The sequence below is a fragment of the Pseudomonas kairouanensis genome, assembly GCF_004682055.1.
Lineage (GTDB): Bacteria > Pseudomonadota > Gammaproteobacteria > Pseudomonadales > Pseudomonadaceae > Aquipseudomonas > Aquipseudomonas kairouanensis.
The window spans coordinates 19,599-42,958 of sequence record NZ_QUZU01000050.1 but is presented as its reverse complement, the minus strand read 5'-3'; the positions used below and the strand labels follow the sequence as shown (position 1 = coordinate 42,958).

Sequence of the window (23,360 nt, the reverse complement as noted above, 5' to 3'; positions counted from 1 at the left end):
ACGGTTCTGGAATTGCGCCCGGATATTCTTCAGGTGTGGCTGCGTAACTTTGTCTACGATTTACAGGTACACAGCCCTTATATCCGCCTGGGGCCGCGTGAACTCATTGGCGCGGTGCCCTGTTACCCACTGATTTCCGATAAGCCGGAGTGGCAGGCATTTTCCCTGAACCCCGGTTTACGGCGGCTCAGGGAGTACGCCTTATGTGCCCCTTATGCGGGGTTCGAGGGGGAGAAGGGGTTGTCCCGGCGTTATGCCGAGTTGAACTTGACGGCCGTGACCCTTGAGGGGGATGCGGTGCTGCATACCGGTTTTGGTTTGCACGTGTCGACGTCGGCCGAGCGCTTGAACAAGGCACGGCGCAAGCGGCGTGAGCGGATCAAGCTGGTGGTGATGCTGTTGGTGGGCATCGGCATTGGCTGGTTTATCGATTGAACGTTTCACCCCCCACGCCTCCAGAACGTCGCAGAAGGTCGTTATCCGTCAATGAGCATCCTTAACATCATGTGGGCCGGTGGCGCTGCATTTGCTTCAGTGCAGAAGGTTCATCGGCAAGTGCTTGCCAGTTTCGATTGCGGTGCACCGGTTTATCACTGGTTGCTGCAGGGTGGTGCGCAAGAGGGTGAAGAGGCGGTCGAGTGGAAGCTCTCGTCCGCCCAACTCAAGGGCCGTCACCTGTGGAAATTGCTGATTCCACGCATGCACGCGCGGTTTAGCCGGGCCCTGCCGCTGGACGTCAAGGTGGTGCTGCTCGATGGCATCGGCGTTGCGCGGGCGCTGCTGCCGGTGCTCAAGGCCTTGCCCGAAGTGCGGGCCGTGGTGTTGTTTCATGGTGAGACGCGCCTGCGTAGCACTGATCGGCAGTTGTTCGCACAGTTTTCAGAGGCCCGGCTGACCGTGGCGGCGGTGTCCCAAACCCTGGCCGCGTCGCTGCAACAAGGTTTGCAGCGGCCGGTAGCCGTGCTGCGCAGCGCCTTCGACCCAGATGCTTTTCGCGCCGCGATGCTGCCCCGTGACCAGGCGCGTGCGCGACTGGGCGTATCCCCCGGCGATGGGCCGGTAGTGGGGGCCGTGGGCCGGTTGGTGGACAGCAAGGGGTTCGCCTGTTTGCTGGACGCCTTTGCCCGTGTTTTGGTGCAACGGCCTGGTTCACGGCTGGTGATCGTGGGCGAGGGAGAGGGGCGCGCAGCCCTTGAGGCGCAGATCGAAGGCTTGGGGTTACAGGGCAAGGTGTTCCTGCCTGGGCATTTGGACGAAGCGGCGAGCTTGTATCGTGCGTTCGACTGGATGGCGATTCCGTCGTCGTCGGAGGGCCTGGGGTTGGTGCTGCAAGAGGCGGTCATGGCCGGGGTGCCGGTGTTGACCAGCGAGCTGGCGGTGTTTCGCGAGCAATTGGCCGACACCGGCTGGTACGCGCCGGTCGATGACGTCCAGGCGTGGGCGCAATTGCTGGAGCGCGCCTTTTGCGCGGATGCCGGCGCCGTGGTGGCTGCTCAGTCAGAGGCCTTGGCGCCGGAACAGGCCTGGCAGGATTTCACCACCACAGCCCGTCAGCTGCTATCAACCCGGTAGCAGCGCTTGCTCCAGTGCCTGCATTGGAAAGCGTTCGTTCAGCTTCTCGCGCGCAATATAGCGGGCGAAGTGCTGCAGGTTACGCCTGACCAGTGCCGGGCTCAGCGGGGCGCGCAAAAAGCGCATGTCTGCCACGTCAATCAAGCCCATCTGGTTGTCGGGTGTCACCACCACATTGCCCAGGTGCAGTGAGCGGAAGTAGATGCCCGCTTCATGCAACCGGCGAATCAGTGCCACCAGCGGTTCAAGGTTGTGCTGCCAGTCGAAGCCTTCCTGGTTGGACAGCTGGCGCAGGGTCTCGCCCGGCAACGGACGGTACAGCACGGCTGTCATGCCGGGTGCGTCCAACTGATAGCTTGCAAGGACGGTCAGGGTGGGAATGCCGCGTTTTTGCAGTTCAAGCGCGTTGTCGATGAAGCGCTTGGAGTACGGGCGAAACAGGGCAGATGAAAAAAACCGTTTGCGGCGAAACAGTTTAAGAATGTTCCCGTCCGTCAGCAGGTAGACTTTGGGGCCGTAGCTGTCCTTCTCCAGGATTCTGGCGTCGGCAATCATCGTATTTAAAGCGGCTTGGGGAAGCCTTGAGCATTGCATCGTCGAAAAGCCTTGTGGAAGTCGCGGGCGCAGTGATCGGCAATGATGCCGAAAAGTTAGAACTTTAACCATGCCGGGTTGGCAGGTTAGCCGTATTAGGAGCGGGTGATGCAAGCAAGTCGTTGGGCGCAAGGGTGGATGTGTTTTGGGTTGCTTTGGTTTTTATTGGCTATCGCCTTCGCGCCAACCAACAAGATTTATCAACAAGGCTTGACGCTGTTTCTCTGGCTGCCGGCCATGGTGTTCGCCTGGTCGGCCCGTGAGCGGCTCAAGGAGGTTTGGCGCCAGCAGCGTTGGACTTTTCTGATGATCGGCCTACTGGCGGTCTGGGGGTTGGTCAGCTTGTCGTGGACCAATACCGAAGACCCTTCGCGTGAGACCAAGCGCCTGCTCTATATCGGTGTGTTCCTGCTGTTTTTCCCCGTGCTGGCTAACGGTCAAAGCGAACGGGTGATCCGCGTGATGCAATGGGGCGGCTTTGGGCTGGCCTTGTCGTCGCTGGTGGCGATCATCAAGTTCTACGGTGTGGAGCACAACCCCTGGTCTGCCCGCCTTGAAGGCCTGGGTCAATTGGCGCACCCGATCTTGGGCGCCTATGTGATTGGCCTGGCAGCGGTCTGGTTACTGCACTGGGTGCCGCGTGGTCGTTGGATGCAGGTGGGGTGGGTGCTGTCCGTCGGGTTCCTGGGCCTGTTCGTGGTGCTGAGCCAAAGCCGTGGCGCTGCAGTTGCATTGCTGCTGACGGTGGTGGCCATGCCTGCCTGGTGCCGTGATCGGCGTACCGCTGTACTTGCCATCGGTGCGGTGGTGGCGGCGCTGGCGGTGTTCTTCGCCATGCAATCGCTGATGCTGGCCCGTGGCGTTTCCTACCGACCACAGATATTCATGGCCGCCCTGCAGATGATTTCTGAGCGCCCTTGGACCGGCCTGGGGTTGGGCGGTGACTACAAAGTGTTTGCCGAAGGCCTCTATTTTGATCATTCCCATAACCTGTTCACCCACGTCGCTATCGAACTGGGCCTGCCGGGTCTACTGCTGTGGTGCGGTTTGTGGTTCGGCGTGCTGTGGCAAGCCTGGAAAGCCCGCGACACGCTCTACGGCAAGGGCATCATCGGCATGTGGGTGTTCTCGTTCCTGGCCATGCAGTTCGATGCGGCGAGCCTGACCGGCACCCCGCGGGCCGAGTGGTTCATCTCGTGGCTACCGGTCGCGCTGGCCAGTGTGTTGGTCTGGGCTCGGGCCAAACCTGGCGCTTGTGATAAAGTTGCCGTCCTACCTAATCAGTGAGCTCAACAATGAGTGATGCACCGCCTAAAGCGGAACAGGAATCCAGCCTGAAAATTTATTTCAGGCTGCTGGGCTATGTGAAGCCGTATATCGGCATGTTCCTGGTGAGCATCGTCGGTTTCGTGATTTTCGCGTCCACCCAGCCCATGCTGGCCGGGATTCTCAAATACTTCGTTGATGGCCTGAGCAACCCGGACGTGGTGTTTTTCCCCAGCGTCCCCTACCTCAAGGACCTGAAACTGCTGATGGCCGTGCCGCTGTTGATCGTGTTGATCGCCGCGTGGCAGGGGCTGGGGTCGTTTCTGGGCAACTACTACCTGGCCAAAGTCTCCCTGGGGCTGGTCCACGACCTGCGGGTGCAGCTGTTCAACAAGCTGTTGGTACTGCCCAACCGCTATTTCGACACCCACAGCTCCGGGCACCTGATCTCGCGCATCACCTTCAACGTGACCATGGTCACCGGCGCCGCCACCGATGCGATCAAGGTGGTGATTCGTGAAGGCCTGACGGTGGTGTTCCTGTTCGGCTACCTGCTGTGGATGAACTGGAAGCTGACCCTGGTGATGCTGGCGATCCTGCCGGTCATCGCCATGATGGTGGGCAGCACCAGCAAGAAATTCCGCAAGCAAAGCAAGAAAATCCAGGTGGCAATGGGCGATGTGACCCACGTGGCCTCGGAGACGATCCAGGGCTACCGCGTGGTGCGCAGCTTCGGTGGGGAAACCTACGAAGAGCAGCGCTTTGCCAAGGCCAGCATGAGCAACACCGAAAAACAGATGCGCATGACCAAGACCGGTGCGGTCTACACCCCCATGCTGCAACTGGTGATCTACACCGCCATGGCGGCGTTGATGTTCCTGGTGCTGTTCCTGCGCGGCGATGCGACTGCCGGTGACCTGGTGGCCTACATCACGGCGGCGGGCCTGCTGCCCAAGCCGATCCGTCAGCTGTCGGAAGTCAGTTCGACCATCCAGAAGGGCGTCGCCGGTGCCGAAAGCATCTTCGAGCAACTGGACGTCGAGCCAGAAGTGGACACGGGCACCGTCGAAAAAGACCGGGTCAGCGGCCGCCTGGACGTGCGCAACCTGAGCTTCACCTACCCCGGCACCGAGCGCGAAGTGCTCAAGAACATCAGCTTCACCGCCGCGCCGGGCCAGATGGTGGCGCTGGTCGGGCGCTCGGGCAGTGGCAAGTCCACCCTGGCTGCGCTGATTCCCCGGTTCTATCACCATGAAACCGGCCAAATATTGCTCGATGACGTGGAGATCGAGGACTACCGCCTGCGCAACCTGCGCCGGCACGTGGCCCAGGTGACCCAGCATGTGACGCTGTTCAACGACACCGTGGCCAACAACATCGCCTACGGCGACCTGGCCGGTGCGCCGCGTGCAGACGTCGAAAAAGCCGCCGCAGACGCCTATGCCATGGACTTCATCGCCGAGCTGCCCAAAGGCCTGGACACCGAAGTCGGTGAAAACGGCGTGCTGTTGTCCGGCGGCCAGCGCCAGCGCTTGGCTATCGCCCGTGCACTGCTGAAAAATGCCCCGCTGTTGATCCTGGACGAAGCGACCTCGGCGCTCGATACCGAGTCTGAACGTCATATCCAGGCAGCGCTGGACAAGGTCATGAAGGGCCGCACCACCCTGGTGATTGCCCACCGCCTGTCCACCATCGAGAAAGCCGACCTGATCCTGGTGATGGATCACGGCGAAATTGTCGAGCGTGGTACACATGTTGAACTGCTGGCGATGGGGGGCTATTACTCGCGCCTGCACGCCATGGGGTTGGATGAGCCGGCAACGGCCAACATCACCTGACAGGACGGGGCGCGCAATGCGCCCCGTTTTTTGTATCGAGCCCCTTACAGGCTTGACCAAAGCTAAATAGTTCGCTGCCTATCGTTTGCTATGTTGGCCTTCTCGATTCGAATGACGAACGAGAGGGCTAACCTTCTTGCGTGGGTAATGGAATGTTGCAACGTCTGTTCTGGAAGCTTCTTCCCAAACCTCAGCGGGTGTTCTTGCTGGGGCGTTTGTCGGTGGTGGATCGCCAGGCGGTGAACAAATCCCTGTCGGCACTCACCATGCTGCCGTCGGCGTTCGAGCGGCATAACTGCGTGTTTATCCATGTCCCCAAGTGCGCCGGCAGCAGTGTCTGTTCGGCGCTGCTCGACGGCCGCTGGCCGGGTCACTTGCCGTATTACTGGTACGAACAGCAGTTTCCCCGGCACTGCGCGCGCAGTTTCAAGTTTGCCTTCGTGCGTGACCCGCTGGAGCGCGCCTACTCGGCGTACGCGTACCTGCGCAACAACACAATGGGCGAGCGTGACCTGCAAGCCCAGGCGCTGGTGGCCCATTACCGCGACTTCGACCACTTCGTTTCCGGCTGGCTGCACCCGGACAACCTGCGTCGCCAGTTGCACTTTGCGCCCCAGACCGACTTTCTGGTCGACCACATGGGCCAGATGGCCATGGACTTTCTTGGGCGCCAGGAGTCGTTGCAGCAAGACTTCCAGCATCTGTGCGAGCGCCTGGGCGTGGACACCTCCCTGCCACATTTGAATGTTTCCCTGGAGCGGCGCAGCGAACCGGTCAGGGACTTTTGCACCCTGCGCACGCGCCGCCTGGTCAGGCGTGCCTATCAACGTGACTACGAGGTCCTGGGTTATGAATAGCCAGTCGCTGTCTGCCGCTTCGGCTTCGATCCGCCCCTTCGCCTTGTCCCTGTCGGTGGCTGCACGGGCCGCGCTCAAACAGCAGCAACCCTGCTGCCTGTGGCTTACCGGGTTGTCCGGTTCGGGCAAGTCGACGTTGGCCAATGCCCTGGAGGTGCAACTCAACGAACAGGGCCGGCACACCTTCGTACTCGACGGCGATAACCTGCGCACGGGTTTGTGCAATGACCTGGGCATGACAGATGCGGCGCGCAAGGAGAACATCCGGCGTATCGGCGAAGTGGCGCGGTTGATGGTGGATGCGGGTTTGATCGTGATCGTCTCAGCCATTTCGCCGTTTCGCCTCGATCGGGCAACCGCCAGGGCATTGTTCGGGCCGGAGCAATTCTTTGAGGTCTACATCAGCACGCCGTTCGACGTGTGCGCGCGGCGCGACCCTAAGGGGCTTTACCGCCTGGCGCTGGAAGGGCGCATCAAAGCGTTCACCGGCCTAGACAGCCCCTATGAGGCGCCGGTCAACGCAGACTGCGTGATCAATACCGACGAGGTCCAACTTAAGGACGCCGTGGAGCATATTCTGGCCGCTTTGTTTAAAAAGTGATCAGTTGCGTGGCCCGATGTCTTACAGATAAAGCTCTGGAACTAGGCAGCGCTCACCCTGTGCTAATATCGCGCCCCTGTTCATTTTGTATGTGGGTTGCTCCATGAAGTTGTCCATGCCGCGATTCGATCAAGCCCCTGTCTTGGTGGTCGGCGATGTCATGCTCGACCGTTACTGGCATGGTGGTACCTCACGGATTTCCCCTGAGGCGCCGGTACCGGTAGTCAAGGTCGAGCAAATCGAAGACCGTCCAGGCGGCGCTGCCAACGTTGCCCTCAATATTGCCGCCCTCGGCGCCCCGGCCTCCCTGGTGGGGGTGACCGGCGACGACGAAGCCGCCGACAGCCTGGCCAACAGCCTGCGCGGCGCCGGCGTGCGCGCGCTGTTCCAGCGCATTGCCCACCAGCCGACCATCGTCAAGCTGCGGGTCATGAGCCGCCACCAGCAATTGCTGCGTATCGATTTCGAAGAACCCTTCGCCACCGACGCCCTGGCCCTCAGTGGCCAGGTCGACGAACTGCTCGAAGGCATCAAGGTGCTGGTGTTGTCCGACTACGGCAAAGGCGCCTTGAAGAATCACCAGGCGCTGATCCAGGCTGCCAAGGCCAAGGGCATCCCTGTGCTGGCCGATCCCAAGGGCCGCGACTTCTCGATTTATCGCGGAGCCAGCCTGATCACCCCGAACCTCAGCGAGTTCGAAGCCATCGTCGGCGGTTGCGCCGATGAGCACGAACTGGTGAGCAAGGGCGCTGCGCTGATGGCCGACCTCGACCTGGGCGCCCTGCTGGTGACCCGTGGCGAGCATGGCATGACCCTGCTGCGTCCGGACCACCCGGCGATGCACCTGCCGGCGCGGGCCCGTGAAGTGTTCGACGTTACCGGTGCCGGTGACACCGTGATCTCCACCCTGGCCGCGTCCATCGCCGCCGGTGAAGAACTGCCCCATGCCGTGGCCCTGGCCAACCTGGCGGCGGGCATCGTGGTGGGCAAGTTGGGCACTGCGGCCATCAGCGCGCCTGAACTGCGCCGTGCGATCCAGCGCTCCGAAGGCTCCGAGCGCGGTGTGCTGACCATCGAACAATTGCTGCTGGCGATTGACGATGCGCGCGCCCATGGCGAAAGCATCGTGTTCACCAATGGCTGTTTCGACATCCTGCATGCCGGCCATGTGACCTACCTGGAGCAAGCCAGCGCCCAAGGCGATCGCCTGATCGTCGCGGTCAACGACGACGCCTCGGTCAGCCGCCTCAAAGGCCCGGGCCGTCCGATCAACAGTGTTGACCGTCGCATGGCGGTGCTGGCCGGCCTGGGCGCGGTGGACTGGGTGATCAGCTTCCCGGAAGCGACCCCGGAAAACCTGCTGGCCCAAGTCAAGCCGGACGTGCTGGTCAAGGGCGGTGACTACTCGGTTGACCAAGTGGTCGGTGCCGATATCGTCAGCGCCTACGGCGGCAAGGTTAAAGTGTTGGGCCTGGTGGAGAACAGCTCGACCACGGCCATTGTCGAGAAGATCCGTGGCAATGACTAAGTGGGTTCTGATCACAGGCGGTGCGGGCTTTATCGGCTCGCACCTGGTGGACGCGTTGCTCGCCAAGGGCTATGGCGTGCGGGTGCTGGATGACTTGTCTACCGGCAAGCGCAGCAACCTGCCGTTGGATAACCCGCTGGTCGAATTGCTCGAAGGCAACGTAGCCGATGCCGAACTGGTGGCGCATGCCGCCGTCGGCGCAACCGCCGTGGTGCACCTGGCCGCAGTGGCCTCGGTGCAAGCCTCGGTGGATGACCCGGTCAGCACGCACCAGAGCAACTTCGTCGGTACCCTGAATGTCTGCGAAGCCATGCGCAAAGCCGGCGTGAAACGCGTGGTGTATGCCTCCAGCGCCGCGGTGTATGGCAACAACGGCGAAGGGGCCTCGATTGACGAAGAGACCACCAAGGCACCGTTGACGCCCTATGCGGCCGACAAACTGGCGGGCGAGCACTACTTTGACTTCTACCGTCGCCAGCATGGCCTGGAACCGGTGATCTTCCGCTTCTTCAATATCTTCGGGCCGCGTCAGGACCCGTCATCGCCGTATTCCGGCGTGATCAGCATTTTCAGCGAACGTGCCCAGCAGGGCCGGCCGATTGCCGTGTTTGGCGATGGCGAGCAAACCCGTGACTTCATGTACGTGGAAGACCTGGTGGACGTGCTGGTGCAGGCTATTGAAGCACCGGACGCACCGTTGGGCGCGATCAACGTCGGCTGGAACCGCACCACCACCCTCAAGCAGGTGTTGCAGGCCTTGGAAGAAGTGGTCGGCAGCTTGCCCGCCGTGACTTACGGGCCAGCGCGTTCGGGGGATATCAAGCATTCGCGGGCGAATAACCAGCGGTTGCTGGCGAGTTTCACACTGCCCGAGCCCACGCCGCTAAAGGTCGGCCTGGAGCGCCTGCTCAACGGCTGACGCGATCTAAATGTGGGAGGGGGCTTGCTCCCGATAGCGGCGTGTCAGTACCAGATAGGCTAACTGACCCGACGCCATCGGGAGCAAGTCGAATCGTCGCACCGCCCCTCCCACATTTGGACATATGTTGGGCTCAAGATTTGCCCTTATTGGCTGGCCTTCTTCTTCGGCGTTATCTTGCGCAGCACGCGCTGTGCCAGGCGCTTGAGCTTGGACTCTTTTTCCGGCTCCGCCAAACCTTGCTGGCGCAGCCAGTCCTTCCAGCGAATCCGTTCATCGCGCACCAACCAACCCTCTTGCTGGGCGAAGCTTTCGGCCAGGTACAAGCCGCGCGTGCTGGCCGGGTACAGCTGATCCTTCTTGACGGTATACAGCTCGGCCAGCGGCTGGCCGTCTTTGAGTGGCATCAGGTACAGGTCTGGACGCTGGCGGTCCAGGCGCGCTACCAACTGATCACCTTCCAGCCGTTCATCCACATGAAACAGGCTCAGGGACTTGGCTTCCTTGGGCACTTCCAGGCGCAGGTCGTAAATCAGCTGCAGGGAGGCGGTGGGCAGGTGCACGTAGGCCCGTGGGCGTTCGATCAACTGGGTGGTGGCACAGCGCACCGGGCGCGCCGCACCAGACAACGGACTGAGGCGAAACGGCAGCGCTTCGCGGTAATGCAGTGCGGCGGAGTAGGGCGCCGGTAGCCAGGTGTCGTTGAAACGCCCGCCCAGCCAGCCCTCCGGCGTTTCCAGCAGGCACTCTTCGGCAATCTCCTGGATGGCGGTGTGCAGCGGCAGGTTCAGTTCGTGGGCCGGGACGTACCCGGAGATCAGTTTGAGCACCACATCGCCACGGTCCTGGCGGCGTTGGCGCACCAGTACCCAGTAATCGCGGTTCTGCCAATGCAGGGTCAGGCGCACCGAAACCCCGAGGTTTGCAAGCTCCAGGGCGAAGCGCTCAGCGTCCGGCACCTCGACCGGTTTACGGCGTTGCAGGGTCTGGGCGAAATTGAGCGGCATGCCGACGCTCTGGTAGCTCAGGCCTTCGGGGGTGGCTTCGACGTGCAGCGGCAGTGTCTTGAAGTTGCTGGGGTTTTTTCTTATGAGCGTTCGCGGCATGTCGGCTCCTTCCTTGCGACGGGGGCGGCCGCGTCGGCGGCATCAGAGTTGACGAATGACCTTGGCAGCAGTCGCCACGTTATGGGCCAGGTGCAGCGGATTAATGGTCCCGACAATAGCACTGGCAACACCCGTTTGCGCAAACAACAACATGAAACTGGCATGTATTGGATCCACGCCGGGTTCCAAGCAAACATGGCCACTGGCCAGGGCTTTTTTTACCAGGATGCCCTTGCCGTGGGCTGCCGCATAGTCAATGACGGCTTTCTCGGCCCGTTCGTTCAAATTGTAGGTGACCATCGCGCAATCACCCTGTTCCAGAGCCTTTACACCGCCCTCGACGGTTTTGCCGGAGAACCCGAAACCACGGATCTTGCCTTCCTGTTTCAGCGCCGCCAGGGTGTGGTACACCTCGCAGTCGTTGAGGATGTGCAGGTCGTTGCCGTCGGAGTGCACCAGTACCAGGTCGATAAAATCAGTTTCAAGCCGTTTCAGGCTGCGCTCAATCGACAGACGAGTGTGGGCCTCGCTGAAGTCATGGCGGGACACGCCGTTTTCGAACTCTTCACCCACCTTGCTGACAATCACCCAGTCCTTGCGCTGGTCACGCAACAGCGGGCCCAGGCGCTCTTCGCTCATGCCATAGGCGGGCGCTGTATCGATCAGGTTGATACCCAGCTCGCGAGCCTGGCGCAGCAGCATGCGAGCCGCGTCGTCATCGGGGATCTGGAAGCCATTGGGGTATTTCACCCCCTGGTCCCGACCCAGCTTGACGGTGCCAAGGCCCAGCGGTGACACCCAAAGGCCCGTGCTGCCCAGGGGGCGATGCAGGTCGTGCAAGGTTGGCAGGCTCATGGCAACAGTTGCTCCCAGGCAGGTACGCCGATGGCGGGTTTTGGCAACTCGGGCAGCGGCTCGGTGGCGCTTGGACGGATGCCGTCACGTTCGAGGCTGTTGATCACTCGGTCGGCGAAATCGGGCGCAAGGGCCAGTTTGGTCGGCCAGCCCACCAGCAGGCGGCCCTCTTCAAAGACAAAGGCGTTGTCGGGACGGGTCAGCCCTGTTTGCAGGGGTTCGGCGCGGTCGACGCGCAGGGTGGCCCACCGGGTTTGGCTCATATCGATCCACGGCAGCAACTGCGCCAGCTCTTTTTGTGCGGTGGCGATCTGTTCTTCGGGTGTGCGCGCTACACCGTCAGCCTCGGCAATATCGCCGCCCAGGTACCACACCCAATTGCCATCTGCGGCGGGGTGGGTGGTGACGGTGATGCGCGGCTTGGTGCCGCCGCCCAGGCAGTGGGCGTACAGCGGCTTGAGGCCTGGGCCCTTGGCAATGATCATGTGTAGCGGGCGCTTTTGCATGGCTGGCTTGCTCAGGCCCAGTTCGGTCAGCAGGTCTGCGGTGCCACCCCCTGCGCTCAAGACGATGCGCTGTGCGCGAATGTCGCGGCCGTCCACCTTCAGTCCCACCAGCTTGTTGCCTTCGAGCAGTGGTTCGATGTGTTGCCCGGCGAGCAAGCCATCGCCGGCCAGTTGCGCCAGGCGTTCGATCAGGCTTGGCACATCGACCACCAACTCTGCCAAACGGTAGACCTTGCCCTTGAAGCGCCCGTCTTGCAGGGCCGGCGGCAAATCGTCGCCCTTGACCTGGTCCACACGGCCGCGCACGGCCTTGCTGGCGAAGAAACTGGTGAGGTTGCCGGCGATAGTGCCCGGGGACCACAGGTAATGGGCTTCGGACAGCAGGCGCACGCCGGTCAGGTCCAGCTCGCCGTTGCCCGCCAGGGCCTCGCGCCAGCGGCGCGGCATGTCGGCAATGGCTTCGGAGGCGCCGGTGAGGGCGCCGTGCAGGGCGTATTTTGCACCGCCGTGGATGATCCCCTGGGACTTCACGCTTTGCCCGCCGCCCAAGGTGGCGCTTTCCACCACCACCGTGGAAAACCCTTGGCGACGCAGGCGTGCGTTCAGCCAGAGGCCGGCAACCCCGGCGCCGACAATCAGGACGTCGGTGGAAATAACGGATGGCATGGGCGACCTCAGTGTTCAAGACAAGAGGCGCAGTATACAGGCTGTTGAGGGGTGGTCAGTGCCCGGCGGTTTTCGAGAACAGCTGAATCACCACCACGCCCAGCACAATCAGGCCCATGCCCAGCATTGCCGGCAGGTCGAGCTTCTGACCATAGATAAACAGCGCTGCGATACTCACCATCACGATGCCCATCCCGGCCCACACCGCGTAGGCCACGCCCACCGGCACAGTGCGCACCACCAGGGTCAGCATCCAGAACGCCACACCGTAGCCGACGATCACCAGCAGCAAGGGGATAGGCGTGCTCCAGCCCTTGATGGCTTTCATGGATACGGTGGCGATCACTTCCGAGCAGATGGCGATGGCCAAGTAGTAGTAGGCAGGGTTCATGGGGTAATCCTCGGTGTGATGCGCGTTTGATAAGGTCGGCATTTTAGGGCTTTGTCAGATGGGGTAAAGTCATTACCTATCCGAATAAAAGATGGGTTGAGCCATGAGCGTGCAATGGAACCTGGAGCAGATGCGCCTGTTTGTCAGCGTCGCCGAACAGCGTTCGTTTTCGGCCGTGGCGCGGGCGCAGCGCAAGGCGCAGTCGGCAGTGAGCAATGGCATCGCCTTGCTGGAGGCTGACCTTGGGGTAAGCCTGTTCGAGCGTAGCAGTGGTCGTCAGCCGCGCCTGACCGAAGCGGGCTCAGTGCTGCTGGAAGAGGCCCGGGAAGTGCTGCGCCAGTGTGAGCGCCTGAACGGCCGGGCGCTGTCGTTGATGCGTGGCGAAGAAGCCTGCCTGCGCCTGGCCCAGGACGAGGCGATGCTGTACCAGCCGGTACTCGATAGCCTGGACGCCCTGGCGGGCCAGTTTCCCAACCTGGAGGTGCAGATTTCCAGTGCCGCCCAGGGCGATGTCGCACGCAAGCTGGTTGAGCGCAAGGCCGACCTGGGCATGTTGTTCTACCACGACCAGATCCCCGAAGCGCTGGAGCGTCGGGTGGTGGGCAGTGTGGAGATGGTCACTGTGTGTGGCCGCAACCATCCGCTGGCCCGGCAAAAAACCGTGGACTGCCAGGGCTTGGCGCAATATCGGCAGTTGCTGATGTCGACCCAGACCAGCGTGTATCCCGGCAGCGAAGCCGCCAGTCCGCAGGTCTGGCGGGCCGACAGCTTCTACGTGCTGGCCGAATGGCTGACGCGAGGCCTCGGTTGGGCTTGGTTGCCCCGGCATGTGGTGCAATACCCAACCTATCAGAACCAGATGGTCGAACTCGACAGCGAATGGACCCCGCCTGCCTTGGTGGTGGAGCTGGTTTGGCGCCGTGATGAACCCCTTGGGCCGGCCGCGCGCTTTTTGGCTGAACGTTTTGCCGAGTGCCTGCGGGCGATTGACTGAAAAAGCCGATAAACTCCGCCGCCATGAATAGAACTCTCTACAGCTGTCTGTTTTACCTGGCGCTGCCGTTGGTGGCTTTACGTCTGTGGCTGCGCGCGCGCAAGGCGCCGGCCTATGCCAAGCGCGTCAGCGAGCGGTTTTCCTACGGCCTGCCGGTGTTGCAGCCGGGCGGGATCTGGGTGCATGCGGTGTCGGTGGGCGAGAGCATTGCCGCCGCGCCCATGGTGCGTGGTTTGCTGGAACGCTATCCGACGCTGCCGATCACGGTCACCTGCATGACGCCCACCGGGTCCGAGCGTATCCAGGCACTGTTCGCCAATGAGCCACGCATCCAGCACTGCTACTTACCTTACGACTTGCCGTGCGCTGCCAAGCGTTTTCTGGATCGAGTGCAGCCCAAGCTGGCGGTGATCATGGAAACCGAGTTGTGGCCCAACCATATCCACGCCTGTGCCCAACGCGGCATTCCGGTAGCACTGGCCAATGCGCGGTTGTCGGCGCGCTCGGCCAAGGGCTATGGGCGTTTCGCCAAACTTACCGCGCCAATGCTGGCCGAAATGAGCCTGTTCGCCGTACAGACCCAGGCCGAAGCCCAGCGCTTCCTCAGCCTGGGCGCCCGCCCTGAGGCCGTGGAAGTCACTGGCTCGATCAAGTTCGACCTGACCATCGACCCCGAACTGCCCGTGCGCGCCGCCGCGTTGCGTGACCAGTGGGGCGCCAGCGAGCGCCCGGTGTGGATCGCCGCCAGTACCCATGAAGGCGAAGACGAAGTAGTACTCGCGGCCCATCGCCAGTTGCTCGATAGCTACCCCAACGCCTTACTGATCCTAGTGCCGCGTCATCAGGAGCGATTCGGCCCGATGTTCGAGCTGAGCCAGCGCGAAGGGTTTGCCACCGTGCGTCGCTCCACAGGCGAGCCGGTTACCGCGCAAACCTCGGTGTTGCTCGGCGATACCATGGGCGAGTTGCTGTTTCTCTATGCGCTGGCCGACAGTGCTTTTGTCGGCGGCAGCCTGGTGGCGACCGGTGGGCATAATCCGCTGGAGCCGGCAGCGTTGGCAAAACCTGTGATCATGGGGCCCCATGTATTCAACTTCCTCGAAATCACCGCGATGATGCTTGAGGCCGGGGCGTTGAGGCAGGTGGATGATGCTGAGGGGCTGGCCGAAGCGGTGCGGCAGTTGTTTGAGCTGCCTCAGGATGCGGGCAAGATGGCGCAGGCAGGGTTGAAGGTGATGCAGGCTAATCAGGGGGCTTTGAAGCGTCTGTTGGATGGCCTCGGCAGACTGCTGACCCACTGACAACAGAGGTCAAATGTGGGAGGGGGCTTGCTCCCGATTGCGGTGTATCAGCCACCAGATGCAGTGACTGACACTCTGCTATCGGGAGCAAGCCCCCTCCCACATTGGTTTTGCGGTGTGCTTAATAGCTTGGGCGGGCCTTGAGTTGCTCGGCAGCTGCCTTGGCCAAATCCGGCGGCAAGAAGTCCCGGTCCGGGTTGTAGTCCGCCTTTAGATACCGCGCCAAATCCTGCAAATCCCCCGGGTTCAACGTCCCCGCCGCCTGCTTCAAGCGCAGGTTGTCGAGGATGTAGTCGTAGCGGCTGTTGTTGTAGTTGCGCACCGACGAGTACAGCTGGCGCTGGGAATCGAGCACATCGACGATGTTGCGCGTCCCCACCTGGTAACCGATTTCCGTGGCTTCCACGGCGCTCTGGTTGGAGATGATCGACTGGCGGCGCGCCTGCACCTGTTCCACGTCGGTGTTAACCGCACGGTGCAGGTTGCGGGTGTTTTCCACCACCTGGCGGCGCAGGCCTTCGCGTTGCTGCTCGGTCTGGTCCAGGCGTGAGTAGGACTCGCGCACCTGCGAACTGGTGAGGCCGCCGCTGTAGATCGGGATGTTCAGGCGCAAGCCGACGGTGCGTTGTTCCACGTCGCCCCGATACGGCGTGCCAAAGGCATTCGGGTTGCTAAAGCCCAGCGCGTCGTTGTCACCGCGTTCGTACTGCGCCACCGCGTCGAGGGTTGGCGCGTGCCCGGCCTTGCGTTGCTTGAGGGTTTCTTCGGCGGCGGTGACGGCGTAGTTGCTGGCGAGCAAATTCAGGTTCTGGCGGCCGGCGGTTTCGACCCAGGATTTGGCGTCGTTCGGCAGCGGCGGCAGCACTGGCAGGGAGTGGACGATGCCCTGGATCGAGTTGTACTGGCGGTTGGTCAGGGTGATCAGCGCTTCAAAGGCGTCTTCCACCTGGCGCTGGGCCAGGATCCGGTTGGCGCGGGCAGTGTCGTAGCTGGCCTGGGATTGCAGCACGTCGGTCTTGTCCGAAAGGCCGACGTCAAAGCGCTCGTTGGACTGGTCCAGTTGGCGCTTGAACGCATTTTCTTCGGCCTTGGTCGAGGCCAGGTTGTCCTGGGCGCGCAGCACGGCGAAGTAGCTTTCGGCGCTTTGCAGGATCAGGTTCTGCTCGGTGGCCGACAATTGCAGGGCGGCCTGCTCGTTGGTGGCTTCGGCGGCCTGCAATTGGAACCAGCGGTCAGCGCGGAACAGCGGCTGGCTCAAGGTCGCCCGCCACGAATGCGCATCGCGGTTGGCCGTGGCCGACGGCTGGGAGATCTGGGTGCGTACATTGTTGCTGTCGGCGCCGGCCGACAGGTTTGGCAGCAGCCCGGCGCGGGCCTGGGGCACCACTTCTTTTTGCGCGCCATATTGGGCGCGCGCGGCCGCCAGGTCGGCGTTGTTGTTCACCGCTTCCTGATAGACGCTGACCAAGTCAGTGTTGGCGGACAAGGGCGCTTCTGCTGCCCAGACCATTCCGTTGGTCGCACAAGACACGGCAAGCGCCAGTGAGAGTTTGCGCAGCATGAGGCGTTCCCTGAATAAATATTACGGCGATAATTTGTCGGCCAAGGCTACGGCGACAGTTCCAGAGCGTCAAGCCTTGAAGCCGTAGCCGAGTGTAGTGGCGCGATCACGGCACAACAATCCTGCAATTACGCCATTCATCACGCTGAATGAACCGCCATTGGCAATTTGCCTGCGCCATGGTCTAGACTGGCCGCGTTCTTGTCGGGGTGCCTTGTTGGAAGGCTGAGATCGGTAAATACCGGATCCCGTTGAACCTGATCAGGTTAGCGCCTGCGTAGGGAACAAGATTTCTCGTCACCCGGCGAGTCCTCTTGTGCTTCGTCCGGGTTGTTGTTCATTTATTGAACAGCTCTCGTGCGCCAAGCACAGCACTGGTTTCAGTGCGTCCATCCGTCACAGGTTCGCTCCGACAAAAATCCACCGCCTGGATAAAAAGTTGGAGAGCCCGTGATGACGACAAAACTAAAAAATACCGTGCACCTGAGTGAATCGGCCAAGGTCGATTCCGGCTCCGTGCAGCCCTTTACCCGCTCGCAAAAAATCTACGTGCAGGGCACCCGCCCGGACATTCGCGTGCCGATGCGCGAGATCAGCCTGGACGTGACCCCCACCGATTTCGGCGGTGAAATCAATGCGCCGGTGGTGGTGTACGACACCTCCGGCCCCTACACCGACCCCAATGTGATCATCGATGTGCGCAAAGGCCTGGCCGATGTGCGCTCGCCGTGGATCGAAGTGCGCAACGACACCGAACGCCTGTCGGGCCTCAGCTCGCACTTTGGCCAGCAGCGCCTGAGCGATGCCGAACTGACCGCGCTGCGCTTCGCCCATGTGAAGAACCCGCGCCGCGCCAAGGCCGGTGCCAACGTCACGCAGATGCACTACGCGCGCAAAGGCATCATCACCGCCGAGATGGAATACGTCGCCATCCGCGAAAACATGAAGCTTGAAGAGGCCCGCGCCAGCGGCCTGCTGGACCAGCAACACGCTGGCCATAGCTTTGGCGCCAGCGTGCCAAAAATCATCACCCCGGAATTTGTGCGCGAAGAAATCGCCCGTGGCCGCGCCATCATCCCGGCCAACATCAACCACACCGAACTGGAGCCGATGATCATCGGCCGTAACTTCCTGGTGAAGATCAACGGCAACATCGGTAACAGCGCCCTGGGTTCGTCCATCGAAGAAGAGGTGGCGAAACTGACCTGGGGCATTCGCTGGGGCTCGGACACTGTAATGGACCTGTCCACCGGCAAGCACATCCACGAAACCCGCGAGTGGATCATCCGCAACTCGCCGGTGCCGATTGGCACCGTACCGATCTACCAGGCCCTGGAAAAAGTCGGCGGTGCTGCCGAAGACCTGACCTGGGAGCTGTTCCGCGACACGTTGGTTGAGCAGGCCGAGCAGGGCGTGGATTACTTCACCATCCACGCCGGTGTGTTGCTGCGCTACGTGCCGCTGACCGCCAAGCGTGTGACCGGCATTGTGTCCCGTGGCGGTTCGATCATGGCCAAGTGGTGCCTGGCGCACCACAAAGAGAACTTCACCTACACGCATTTCGACGAAATCTGCGAAATCATGAAGGCCTATGACGTCAGCTTCTCCCTCGGCGACGGCCTGCGCCCAGGCTCGATTGCCGACGCCAACGACGCCGCCCAGTTCGGCGAACTGGAAACCCTCGGCGAGCTGACCAAGACCGCCTGGAAGCACGACGTGCAAACCATGATCGAAGGCCCTGGCCACGTGCCGATGCAGTTGATCAAGGAGAACATGGACAAGCAGCTTGAATGCTGCGACGAGGCGCCGTTCTACACCCTCGGCCCGCTGACCACCGACATCGCGCCGGGCTACGACCACATCACTTCCGGCATCGGTGCCGCGATGATCGGCTGGTTCGGCTGCGCCATGCTCTGCTACGTCACGCCCAAGGAGCACCTGGGCTTGCCGAACAAGGATGACGTGAAGACCGGGATCATCACCTACAAGATCGCGGCCCACGCGGCAGACTTGGCCAAAGGGCATCCGGGCGCGCAGATCCGTGATAACGCCTTGAGCAAGGCGCGATTCGAGTTCCGTTGGGAAGACCAGTTCAACCTGGGCCTGGACCCCGATACTGCGCGTTCGTACCACGACGAAACCCTGCCGAAGGACTCGGCCAAGGTGGCGCATTTCTGCTCGATGTGCGGGCCGAAATTCTGCTCGATGAAAATCACCCAGGAAGTACGCGAGTACGCGGCCAACCAGCGCATTGAAGCGGTGGATGTGGATGTGGCCAAGGGCTTGGCGGAGCAGGCGCAGCGGTTCAAGCAGGAAGGGAGCCAGCTGTACAAGAAGGTCTGATCCGGGATTGGAGGTGCCTGTACCGGCCTCTTCGCGAGCAAGCCCGCTCCCACATTTTGAACTGTGAACACATTCAAAATGTGGGAGGGGGGCTTGCCCCCGATAGCAATCTCCCAAACAAAAAATGCCCCTCAGAGATAACACCCTTGAGCATTCAACCGAGTACCTACTCCCCTGATATAGCAGTGCCGAGCGACAAAAGAGTCTTCGGCGCCCGCGACCTCTTCTCCCTCTGGTTCTCCCTCGGCATCGGCCTGATGGTCCTGCAAACCGGCGCCTTGCTCGCGCCGGGCTTGGGCTTGTCTGGCTCGTTGTTGGCGATCTTCCTCGGCACCCTGGTGGGCGTGCTGCTGCTGGCCGCCGTCGGCGTGATCGGTAGCGACACCGGCCTGTCCGCCATGGCGGCCCTCAAGCTTAGCCTCGGCGCCAAAGGCGCCAGCCTGCCAGCACTGCTGAACCTGCTGCAGCTGATCGGCTGGGGCTCATTCGAAATTATCGTGATGCGCGACGCCGCCAGCCTGTTGGGCGCGCGGGCGTTCAGCGAGGGCAGCCTGCTGGCCAGCCCGTTGTTGTGGACGCTGTTTTTCGGTGGCCTGGCCACTTTGCTGGCGGTGAGTGGCCCGCTGACGTTTGTGCGCCAGATCCTGCGCAAATGGGGCATCTGGCTGCTGCTCGCGGCGTGCCTGTGGTTGACCTGGAACCTGTTCGCCAAGGTCGACCTGGCCGCACTCTGGGCCCAGGCCGGTGACGGCTCGATGCCGTTTGCAGTGGGGTTTGATATCGCCATTGCCATGCCGCTGTCGTGGCTGCCACTGATCGCCGATTACTCGCGCTTCGGCAAGCGCGCCAAAAGCGTGTTCGGTGGCACCGCGTTGGGCTTCTTTATTGGTAATTTCTGGCTGATGAGCCTGGGCGTGGCCTACACCCTGGCGTTTGCGCCGAGCGGTGAGGTGAATGCGTTGTTGCTGGCTTTGGCCGGCGCTGGCTTGGGGATCCCGCTGTTGCTGATCCTGCTGGACGAGTCAGAGAACGCCTTCGCCGATATTCATTCGGCGGCGGTGTCCAGCGGCATTCTGTTGCGGCTGAAGGTCGAACACCTGGCCCTGGCCATTGGTGTGATCTGCACCTTGATCGCGTGTTTTGCGCCGTTGGCCCAGTACCAGAACTTCCTGTTGCTGATCGGCTCGGTGTTCGCGCCGCTGTTTGGCGTGGTGCTGGTGGACCATTTCATCCTGCGCCGCCGTGGCCAGGGTGTGGTTGCTGCGCTGCGTTGGCCGGCGCTGTTGGCCTGGCTGGGTGGCATCGCCACCTACCATCTGCTGGCCAATCTGTATCCGGATGTCGGCGCGACCCTGCCGGCGCTGGTGCTGGCAGGGCTGTTGCAGTTCATCCTGGGGCGGGCTTTCAGTGGCGCACGGGGACCAACTGAGGGTTGAGGATGCCTTCCAGCCGCGAATAAGGGATCTGCAGCTCGACATGGCCCAAGGCATACGGCGCAATGGTGGCGGTGGGGTACTTGAGGATCACGCCACCGTAGGTCAGCGCCACGTTCGGGGTTTTCTGGAAGTGGTAGGTTTTGACGAACTCCGGTTCCAGGCTCAGGCGGGTGCTGATCAGCCAGCTGTTGTGGGACACCTGGGCGGCTTTCCAGAACGCGTCCTCTTTGCCGGGCAGCAGCATGTCGGTCAACGTCAGGGCTTTTTGCTGCTGGCGTGAATAGTTGATGAACCCGCGCCCCGGCTCGCCGTGGGTGACGCCCTGGTCCAGGTAACTGGACAACTCGATGATCACCAAGCCGTCATGCTGCTCCCGTACCTTGGCCTGCAAGTACATGCTGTTGCGCGGCGCGGCGGTGCGTAAAAATTGCTCGCTGTAAGACGCAAGGCTGGTGGGCAGCGGGTCGGCCTGGGTCATTTCCAGCAGGCGCTGTTCGATCAAAGCGTCCAGCTTGGGTTCTTTGGCGAAGTGTACGGTGTCGATATTTACCAGTGGGCAGTCAGCGCTGGCGCAGCCGGGCTTGCTTTGCTCGGTGGCGTCGCGGGTGGCTTCCAGCGGGGTGCGCCAGCTCGGTTGGAACAGGCTTTGACAGGCACCGAGGGTCAGGGCGATGCAGGCCACGGAGGCGATTTTCAAAAGCGACATGGGTGTCCTTCGTCTAACGATAAGAGCGAAATTGTGCAGCTTCGACTGCCAACAAAGCAGTCAGTTCGCCACTAAACTCATTTGAGCGAGTTTGACGCCCGCCGTCTATCCCGGCAACTGGAAAGGGGCTGCACCAAGGGGCACGAGCGCGTTAGGATGGCGCCAATTGCGCAGGCACAACGAGGAAGGGATATGACGGACTTTGCAAAATCGACGCCGAGCAAAATCGAGATTGTTCAGCGCGATAATGCTTTCAAGGGCTTCTATCAGCTCGATCGCCTGCAACTGCGCCACGAGAAATTCGACGGCGGCATGAGCCGGGTGATCAACCGCGAAGTCTTCGTTCGTCATGATGCGGTGTGTGTGTTGCCCTACGACCCGCAGCGCGACGAAGTGGTGTTGAACGAGCAATTCCGCATCGGCGCCATGGGCCGTACCGACAACCCCTGGCTGATCGAGATGGTCGCCGGCCTGATCGACAAGGACGAGCAACCCGAGGAGGTTGCGCACCGCGAAGCCGAGGAGGAAGCTGGGCTGACGTTCTCCGCGCTGTGGCCGATCACCAAGTATTTCCCATCGCCCGGCGGCAGTACCGAATTTGTCCACCTGTACCTGGGCCGCTGCGACAGCACCGGGGTAGGGGGCGTCCATGGATTGGAAGAAGAGGCTGAAGATATCCGCGTCACCGTTTGGGCCTTCGAAGATGCCCTGCAAGCGGTGCGTGACGGCAAAATTTCCAACGCAGCCAGCATTATCGCCCTGCAATGGCTTGCGCTTAATCGCGCGGAAGTGAGGGGGTTATGGCAGTAAAGGCACGGGAACGTTATCGAGTCGACCTGATCGGGCTGCAAGCCGCCTGCGAGGCCAACTATGCGCGGCTGATGCGCTTGCTGCCCGACATGCGCCACGCCCCGGCGGCGCGGCGCATCGGCGTGACCCACGGCGACCAGATGCTCGGCGTGCTGACCCTGGAAGTCATCGTCAACTGCCCCTATACCACCACCCTGCGCGTGCGCCAGGAGCACAGCCTGCCATGGTTGCCGGTGCCGCAGTTGGAAGTACAGGTGTACCACGATGCCCGCATGGCCGAAGTGGTCAGTGCCGAACATGCACGGCGCTTTCGCAGCATCTATCCTTACCCGAACGTGTTCATGCACCAGCCCGATGAGAAAGCACAGCTCAATGTGTTCCTCGGTGAATGGTTGAGCCACTGTCTGGCCCTGGGCCACGAGTTCGAAGTCGTGCGGTAGATGTGAACTGTGTCTGTTTCCCCAGGTTTCCTCTTTGTGTCCTGCCCAGCATAATCACGCCAACCGTCCATTCCTGTGATTGCCTTGGGAGAGCGCCTTGCCAAGCGTATCCACCGTGAACCCCGATGCGCCGGCGTTGCTGGTGCAACTGTCCGACAGCCACCTGTTTGCCGAGGCCGACGGCACGTTACTGGGCATGAATACCCGCGAGAGCCTGCAACGGGTGATCGAGCGCGTGCGCGTGCAGCACCCGCGCGTCGATTTGATGCTGGCCACGGGGGATCTGTCCCAGGACGGAACGCTCGCGTCCTATCAGCGTTTTCGCGACATGACCCGGCAGATCGACGCACCGGCTCGCTGGATCCCCGGCAATCATGATGAGCCACACATCATGCTCCAGGCCGCCGAGCACAGCGATTTTCTGGAGCCGGTGGTCGATATCGGCAACTGGCGCATCATCCTGCTGGACTCTGCCGTGCCGGGCTCGGTGCCCGGTTATTTGCAGGGCGCGCAACTGCAGCTGCTGGCCCAGGCCCTGAGCGAGGCGCCGGGCCGTCACCACCTGGTGTGTTTTCACCACCATCCGGTGTCCATCGGCTGTGCGTGGATGGAGCCCATCGGTTTGCGCAACCCCGAGGCCCTGTTTGCCGTGCTGGATCGCTTTCCTCAGGTCAGGGCGGTGCTCTGGGGCCATGTACACCAAGAGATCGATAGCGAGCGCAATGGCGTGCGGTTGTTGGCCTCGCCGTCCACCTGTATCCAGTTCGCGCCGGGCAGTGAAGACTTCAACGTCAGCGACCAGGCGCCGGGGTATCGGTGGTTGCGGTTGCACGCCGACGGGTGGTTGGAGACTGGCGTGGAGCGGGTGCAGGGCTTCGAATTTACCGTGGACTACGGCAGCAACGGCTACTGAGGACTGTGAACACGGTCAAAATGTGGGAGGGGGCTTGCTCCCGATAGCGCAGGGTCAGGCACTGTATCTGTGTCTGATCCATCGCTATCGGGAGCAAGCCCCCTCCCACATGGGTTCTAAGGTGTCCTGTGGATTGAGGTCATCACACAAAGCCTCT

At 61.9% G+C, this 23,360-nt stretch carries 21 protein-coding genes, 1 pseudogene and 1 riboswitch; of the genes and pseudogenes, 15 read left to right on the top strand and 7 right to left on the bottom strand.

Annotation, left to right across the window (positions count from 1 at the left end; all coding sequences use genetic code 11):
• Together DYL59_RS27080 and DYL59_RS27075 are read left to right on the top strand one after the other, a co-directional pair.
• Window positions 1–435 (top strand): annotated as a pseudogene (locus DYL59_RS27080) (glycosyltransferase family 2 protein); the annotation flags it as partial.
• A gap of 51 nt (window positions 436–486) precedes the next feature.
• Complete coding sequence (locus tag DYL59_RS27075) at window positions 487–1,572, top strand: glycosyltransferase (RefSeq protein WP_135291899.1); 1,086 nt, start codon at window positions 487–489, stop codon at window positions 1,570–1,572.
• Here DYL59_RS27075 and DYL59_RS27070 read toward each other — a convergent pair.
• Window positions 1,561–2,127, bottom strand: coding sequence for a BUD32 family EKC/KEOPS complex subunit (locus tag DYL59_RS27070; RefSeq protein WP_193557585.1), 567 nt, complete (start codon window positions 2,125–2,127; stop codon window positions 1,561–1,563). The two genes, DYL59_RS27075 and DYL59_RS27070, sit on opposite strands and share 12 nt — an antisense overlap.
• A 147-nt stretch (window positions 2,128–2,274) precedes the next feature.
• Between DYL59_RS27070 and DYL59_RS27065 the strand changes: the two genes are divergently transcribed.
• The 6 genes from DYL59_RS27065 (at window position 2,275) to DYL59_RS27040 (ending at window position 9,175) form a co-directional block, all read left to right on the top strand.
• Window positions 2,275–3,453 (top strand): O-antigen ligase family protein, encoded by a 1,179-nt coding sequence (locus DYL59_RS27065; protein ID WP_135291897.1) that lies wholly within the window; start codon window positions 2,275–2,277, stop codon window positions 3,451–3,453.
• A gap of 8 nt (window positions 3,454–3,461) precedes the next feature.
• Window positions 3,462–5,270: a lipid A export permease/ATP-binding protein MsbA gene (msbA, locus tag DYL59_RS27060; RefSeq protein ID WP_135291896.1), complete on the top strand. Its 1,809-nt coding sequence runs from the start codon at window positions 3,462–3,464 to the stop codon at window positions 5,268–5,270.
• A 152-nt stretch (window positions 5,271–5,422) separates the two neighbouring features.
• Window positions 5,423–6,127: a sulfotransferase family 2 domain-containing protein gene (locus DYL59_RS27055; RefSeq protein WP_135291895.1), complete on the top strand. Its 705-nt coding sequence runs from the start codon at window positions 5,423–5,425 to the stop codon at window positions 6,125–6,127.
• Complete coding sequence (gene cysC, locus DYL59_RS27050) at window positions 6,120–6,728, top strand: adenylyl-sulfate kinase (RefSeq protein ID WP_135291894.1); 609 nt, start codon at window positions 6,120–6,122, stop codon at window positions 6,726–6,728. Before DYL59_RS27055 ends, cysC begins: the two co-directional genes overlap by 8 nt.
• A gap of 103 nt (window positions 6,729–6,831) precedes the next feature.
• Window positions 6,832–8,256 (top strand): bifunctional D-glycero-beta-D-manno-heptose-7-phosphate kinase/D-glycero-beta-D-manno-heptose 1-phosphate adenylyltransferase HldE, encoded by a 1,425-nt coding sequence (gene hldE / locus DYL59_RS27045; RefSeq protein WP_135291893.1) that lies wholly within the window; start codon window positions 6,832–6,834, stop codon window positions 8,254–8,256.
• The gene (locus tag DYL59_RS27040; protein WP_135291892.1) at window positions 8,249–9,175 is read left to right on the top strand and encodes an NAD-dependent epimerase/dehydratase family protein; all 927 of its coding nucleotides are present in this window, start codon (window positions 8,249–8,251) and stop codon (window positions 9,173–9,175) included. Before hldE ends, DYL59_RS27040 begins: the two co-directional genes overlap by 8 nt.
• Window positions 9,176–9,321: 146 nt before the next feature.
• Here DYL59_RS27040 and DYL59_RS27035 read toward each other — a convergent pair whose 3' ends face one another.
• From DYL59_RS27035 to DYL59_RS27020, 4 genes are read right to left on the bottom strand one after another with little or no spacing between them, the layout of a single operon-like run.
• The gene (locus DYL59_RS27035; protein ID WP_135291891.1) at window positions 9,322–10,281 is read right to left on the bottom strand and encodes a metal ABC transporter ATPase; all 960 of its coding nucleotides are present in this window, start codon (window positions 10,279–10,281) and stop codon (window positions 9,322–9,324) included.
• 42 nt (window positions 10,282–10,323) lie between these two features.
• Window positions 10,324–11,136, bottom strand: a complete 813-nt coding sequence (locus tag DYL59_RS27030; RefSeq protein ID WP_135291890.1) for an aldo/keto reductase — start codon at window positions 11,134–11,136, stop codon at window positions 10,324–10,326.
• Window positions 11,133–12,308, bottom strand: a complete 1,176-nt coding sequence (locus DYL59_RS27025) for an NAD(P)/FAD-dependent oxidoreductase (RefSeq protein ID WP_135291889.1) — start codon at window positions 12,306–12,308, stop codon at window positions 11,133–11,135. The genes DYL59_RS27030 and DYL59_RS27025 overlap by 4 nt, the downstream gene beginning before the upstream one ends.
• A 55-nt stretch (window positions 12,309–12,363) precedes the next feature.
• On the bottom strand, window positions 12,364–12,699 hold the full coding sequence (locus DYL59_RS27020; RefSeq protein WP_024073051.1) for a DMT family transporter: 336 nt from the start codon (window positions 12,697–12,699) through the stop codon (window positions 12,364–12,366).
• A 103-nt stretch (window positions 12,700–12,802) separates the two neighbouring features.
• Between DYL59_RS27020 and DYL59_RS27015 the strand changes: the two genes are divergently transcribed.
• Together DYL59_RS27015 and waaA are read left to right on the top strand one after the other, a co-directional pair.
• Window positions 12,803–13,693, top strand: a complete 891-nt coding sequence (locus DYL59_RS27015; protein WP_135291888.1) for a LysR family transcriptional regulator — start codon at window positions 12,803–12,805, stop codon at window positions 13,691–13,693.
• A gap of 23 nt (window positions 13,694–13,716) precedes the next feature.
• Window positions 13,717–14,994, top strand: a complete 1,278-nt coding sequence (gene waaA, locus DYL59_RS27010) for a lipid IV(A) 3-deoxy-D-manno-octulosonic acid transferase (RefSeq protein WP_135291887.1) — start codon at window positions 13,717–13,719, stop codon at window positions 14,992–14,994.
• A gap of 121 nt (window positions 14,995–15,115) precedes the next feature.
• On the opposite strand, the gene DYL59_RS27005 is transcribed toward waaA, so the two are convergent.
• The gene (locus DYL59_RS27005) at window positions 15,116–16,555 is read right to left on the bottom strand and encodes a TolC family outer membrane protein (RefSeq protein ID WP_135291886.1); all 1,440 of its coding nucleotides are present in this window, start codon (window positions 16,553–16,555) and stop codon (window positions 15,116–15,118) included.
• Between the two features lie 195 nt (window positions 16,556–16,750).
• Window positions 16,751–16,856: riboswitch (TPP riboswitch) on the top strand.
• A 152-nt stretch (window positions 16,857–17,008) separates the two neighbouring features.
• Here DYL59_RS27005 and thiC point away from each other — a divergent pair.
• Together thiC and cytX are read left to right on the top strand one after the other, a co-directional pair.
• Entirely contained in the window at window positions 17,009–18,898 is a 1,890-nt protein-coding gene (gene thiC / locus DYL59_RS27000) for a phosphomethylpyrimidine synthase ThiC (RefSeq protein WP_135291885.1), read from the top strand.
• Between the two features lie 146 nt (window positions 18,899–19,044).
• Complete coding sequence (gene cytX / locus DYL59_RS26995) at window positions 19,045–20,334, top strand: putative hydroxymethylpyrimidine transporter CytX (RefSeq protein WP_135291884.1); 1,290 nt, start codon at window positions 19,045–19,047, stop codon at window positions 20,332–20,334.
• Here cytX and DYL59_RS26990 read toward each other — a convergent pair.
• Complete coding sequence (locus DYL59_RS26990) at window positions 20,303–21,040, bottom strand: RsiV family protein (RefSeq protein WP_135291883.1); 738 nt, start codon at window positions 21,038–21,040, stop codon at window positions 20,303–20,305. The two genes, cytX and DYL59_RS26990, sit on opposite strands and share 32 nt — an antisense overlap.
• 192 nt (window positions 21,041–21,232) lie before the next feature.
• Here DYL59_RS26990 and DYL59_RS26985 point away from each other — a divergent pair, with 192 nt between their 5' ends.
• From DYL59_RS26985 to cpdA, 3 genes are all read left to right on the top strand, one after another.
• On the top strand, window positions 21,233–21,850 hold the full coding sequence (locus DYL59_RS26985) for an NUDIX domain-containing protein (RefSeq protein ID WP_122485475.1): 618 nt from the start codon (window positions 21,233–21,235) through the stop codon (window positions 21,848–21,850).
• Window positions 21,841–22,290: a DUF1249 domain-containing protein gene (locus DYL59_RS26980; RefSeq protein ID WP_135291882.1), complete on the top strand. Its 450-nt coding sequence runs from the start codon at window positions 21,841–21,843 to the stop codon at window positions 22,288–22,290. Before DYL59_RS26985 ends, DYL59_RS26980 begins: the two co-directional genes overlap by 10 nt.
• Before the next feature lie 97 nt (window positions 22,291–22,387).
• Window positions 22,388–23,203, top strand: a complete 816-nt coding sequence (gene cpdA / locus DYL59_RS26975) for a 3',5'-cyclic-AMP phosphodiesterase (protein ID WP_135291881.1) — start codon at window positions 22,388–22,390, stop codon at window positions 23,201–23,203.
• Window positions 23,204–23,360 lie beyond the last annotated feature (157 nt).

Coding starts and splice junctions, on each gene's coding strand:
- hldE (WP_135291893.1), top strand. CDS start 6,832: ATGAAGTTGTCCATGCCGCGATTCGATCAAGCCCCTGTCTTGGTGGTC.
- DYL59_RS27075 (WP_135291899.1), top strand. CDS start 487: ATGAGCATCCTTAACATCATGTGGGCCGGTGGCGCTGCATTTGCTTCA.
- DYL59_RS27040 (WP_135291892.1), top strand. CDS start 8,249: ATGACTAAGTGGGTTCTGATCACAGGCGGTGCGGGCTTTATCGGCTCG.
- thiC (WP_135291885.1), top strand. CDS start 17,009: ATGACGACAAAACTAAAAAATACCGTGCACCTGAGTGAATCGGCCAAG.
- cysC (WP_135291894.1), top strand. CDS start 6,120: ATGAATAGCCAGTCGCTGTCTGCCGCTTCGGCTTCGATCCGCCCCTTC.
- waaA (WP_135291887.1), top strand. CDS start 13,717: ATGAATAGAACTCTCTACAGCTGTCTGTTTTACCTGGCGCTGCCGTTG.
- DYL59_RS26985 (WP_122485475.1), top strand. CDS start 21,233: ATGACGGACTTTGCAAAATCGACGCCGAGCAAAATCGAGATTGTTCAG.
- DYL59_RS27035 (WP_135291891.1), bottom strand. CDS start 10,281: ATGCCGCGAACGCTCATAAGAAAAAACCCCAGCAACTTCAAGACACTG.
- DYL59_RS27055 (WP_135291895.1), top strand. CDS start 5,423: ATGTTGCAACGTCTGTTCTGGAAGCTTCTTCCCAAACCTCAGCGGGTG.
- DYL59_RS27070 (WP_193557585.1), bottom strand. CDS start 2,127: ATGATTGCCGACGCCAGAATCCTGGAGAAGGACAGCTACGGCCCCAAA.
- DYL59_RS27065 (WP_135291897.1), top strand. CDS start 2,275: ATGCAAGCAAGTCGTTGGGCGCAAGGGTGGATGTGTTTTGGGTTGCTT.
- DYL59_RS26980 (WP_135291882.1), top strand. CDS start 21,841: ATGGCAGTAAAGGCACGGGAACGTTATCGAGTCGACCTGATCGGGCTG.
- DYL59_RS26990 (WP_135291883.1), bottom strand. CDS start 21,040: ATGTCGCTTTTGAAAATCGCCTCCGTGGCCTGCATCGCCCTGACCCTC.
- DYL59_RS27020 (WP_024073051.1), bottom strand. CDS start 12,699: ATGAACCCTGCCTACTACTACTTGGCCATCGCCATCTGCTCGGAAGTG.
- DYL59_RS27005 (WP_135291886.1), bottom strand. CDS start 16,555: ATGCTGCGCAAACTCTCACTGGCGCTTGCCGTGTCTTGTGCGACCAAC.
- DYL59_RS27015 (WP_135291888.1), top strand. CDS start 12,803: ATGAGCGTGCAATGGAACCTGGAGCAGATGCGCCTGTTTGTCAGCGTC.
- msbA (WP_135291896.1), top strand. CDS start 3,462: ATGAGTGATGCACCGCCTAAAGCGGAACAGGAATCCAGCCTGAAAATT.
- DYL59_RS27025 (WP_135291889.1), bottom strand. CDS start 12,308: ATGCCATCCGTTATTTCCACCGACGTCCTGATTGTCGGCGCCGGGGTT.
- DYL59_RS27030 (WP_135291890.1), bottom strand. CDS start 11,136: ATGAGCCTGCCAACCTTGCACGACCTGCATCGCCCCCTGGGCAGCACG.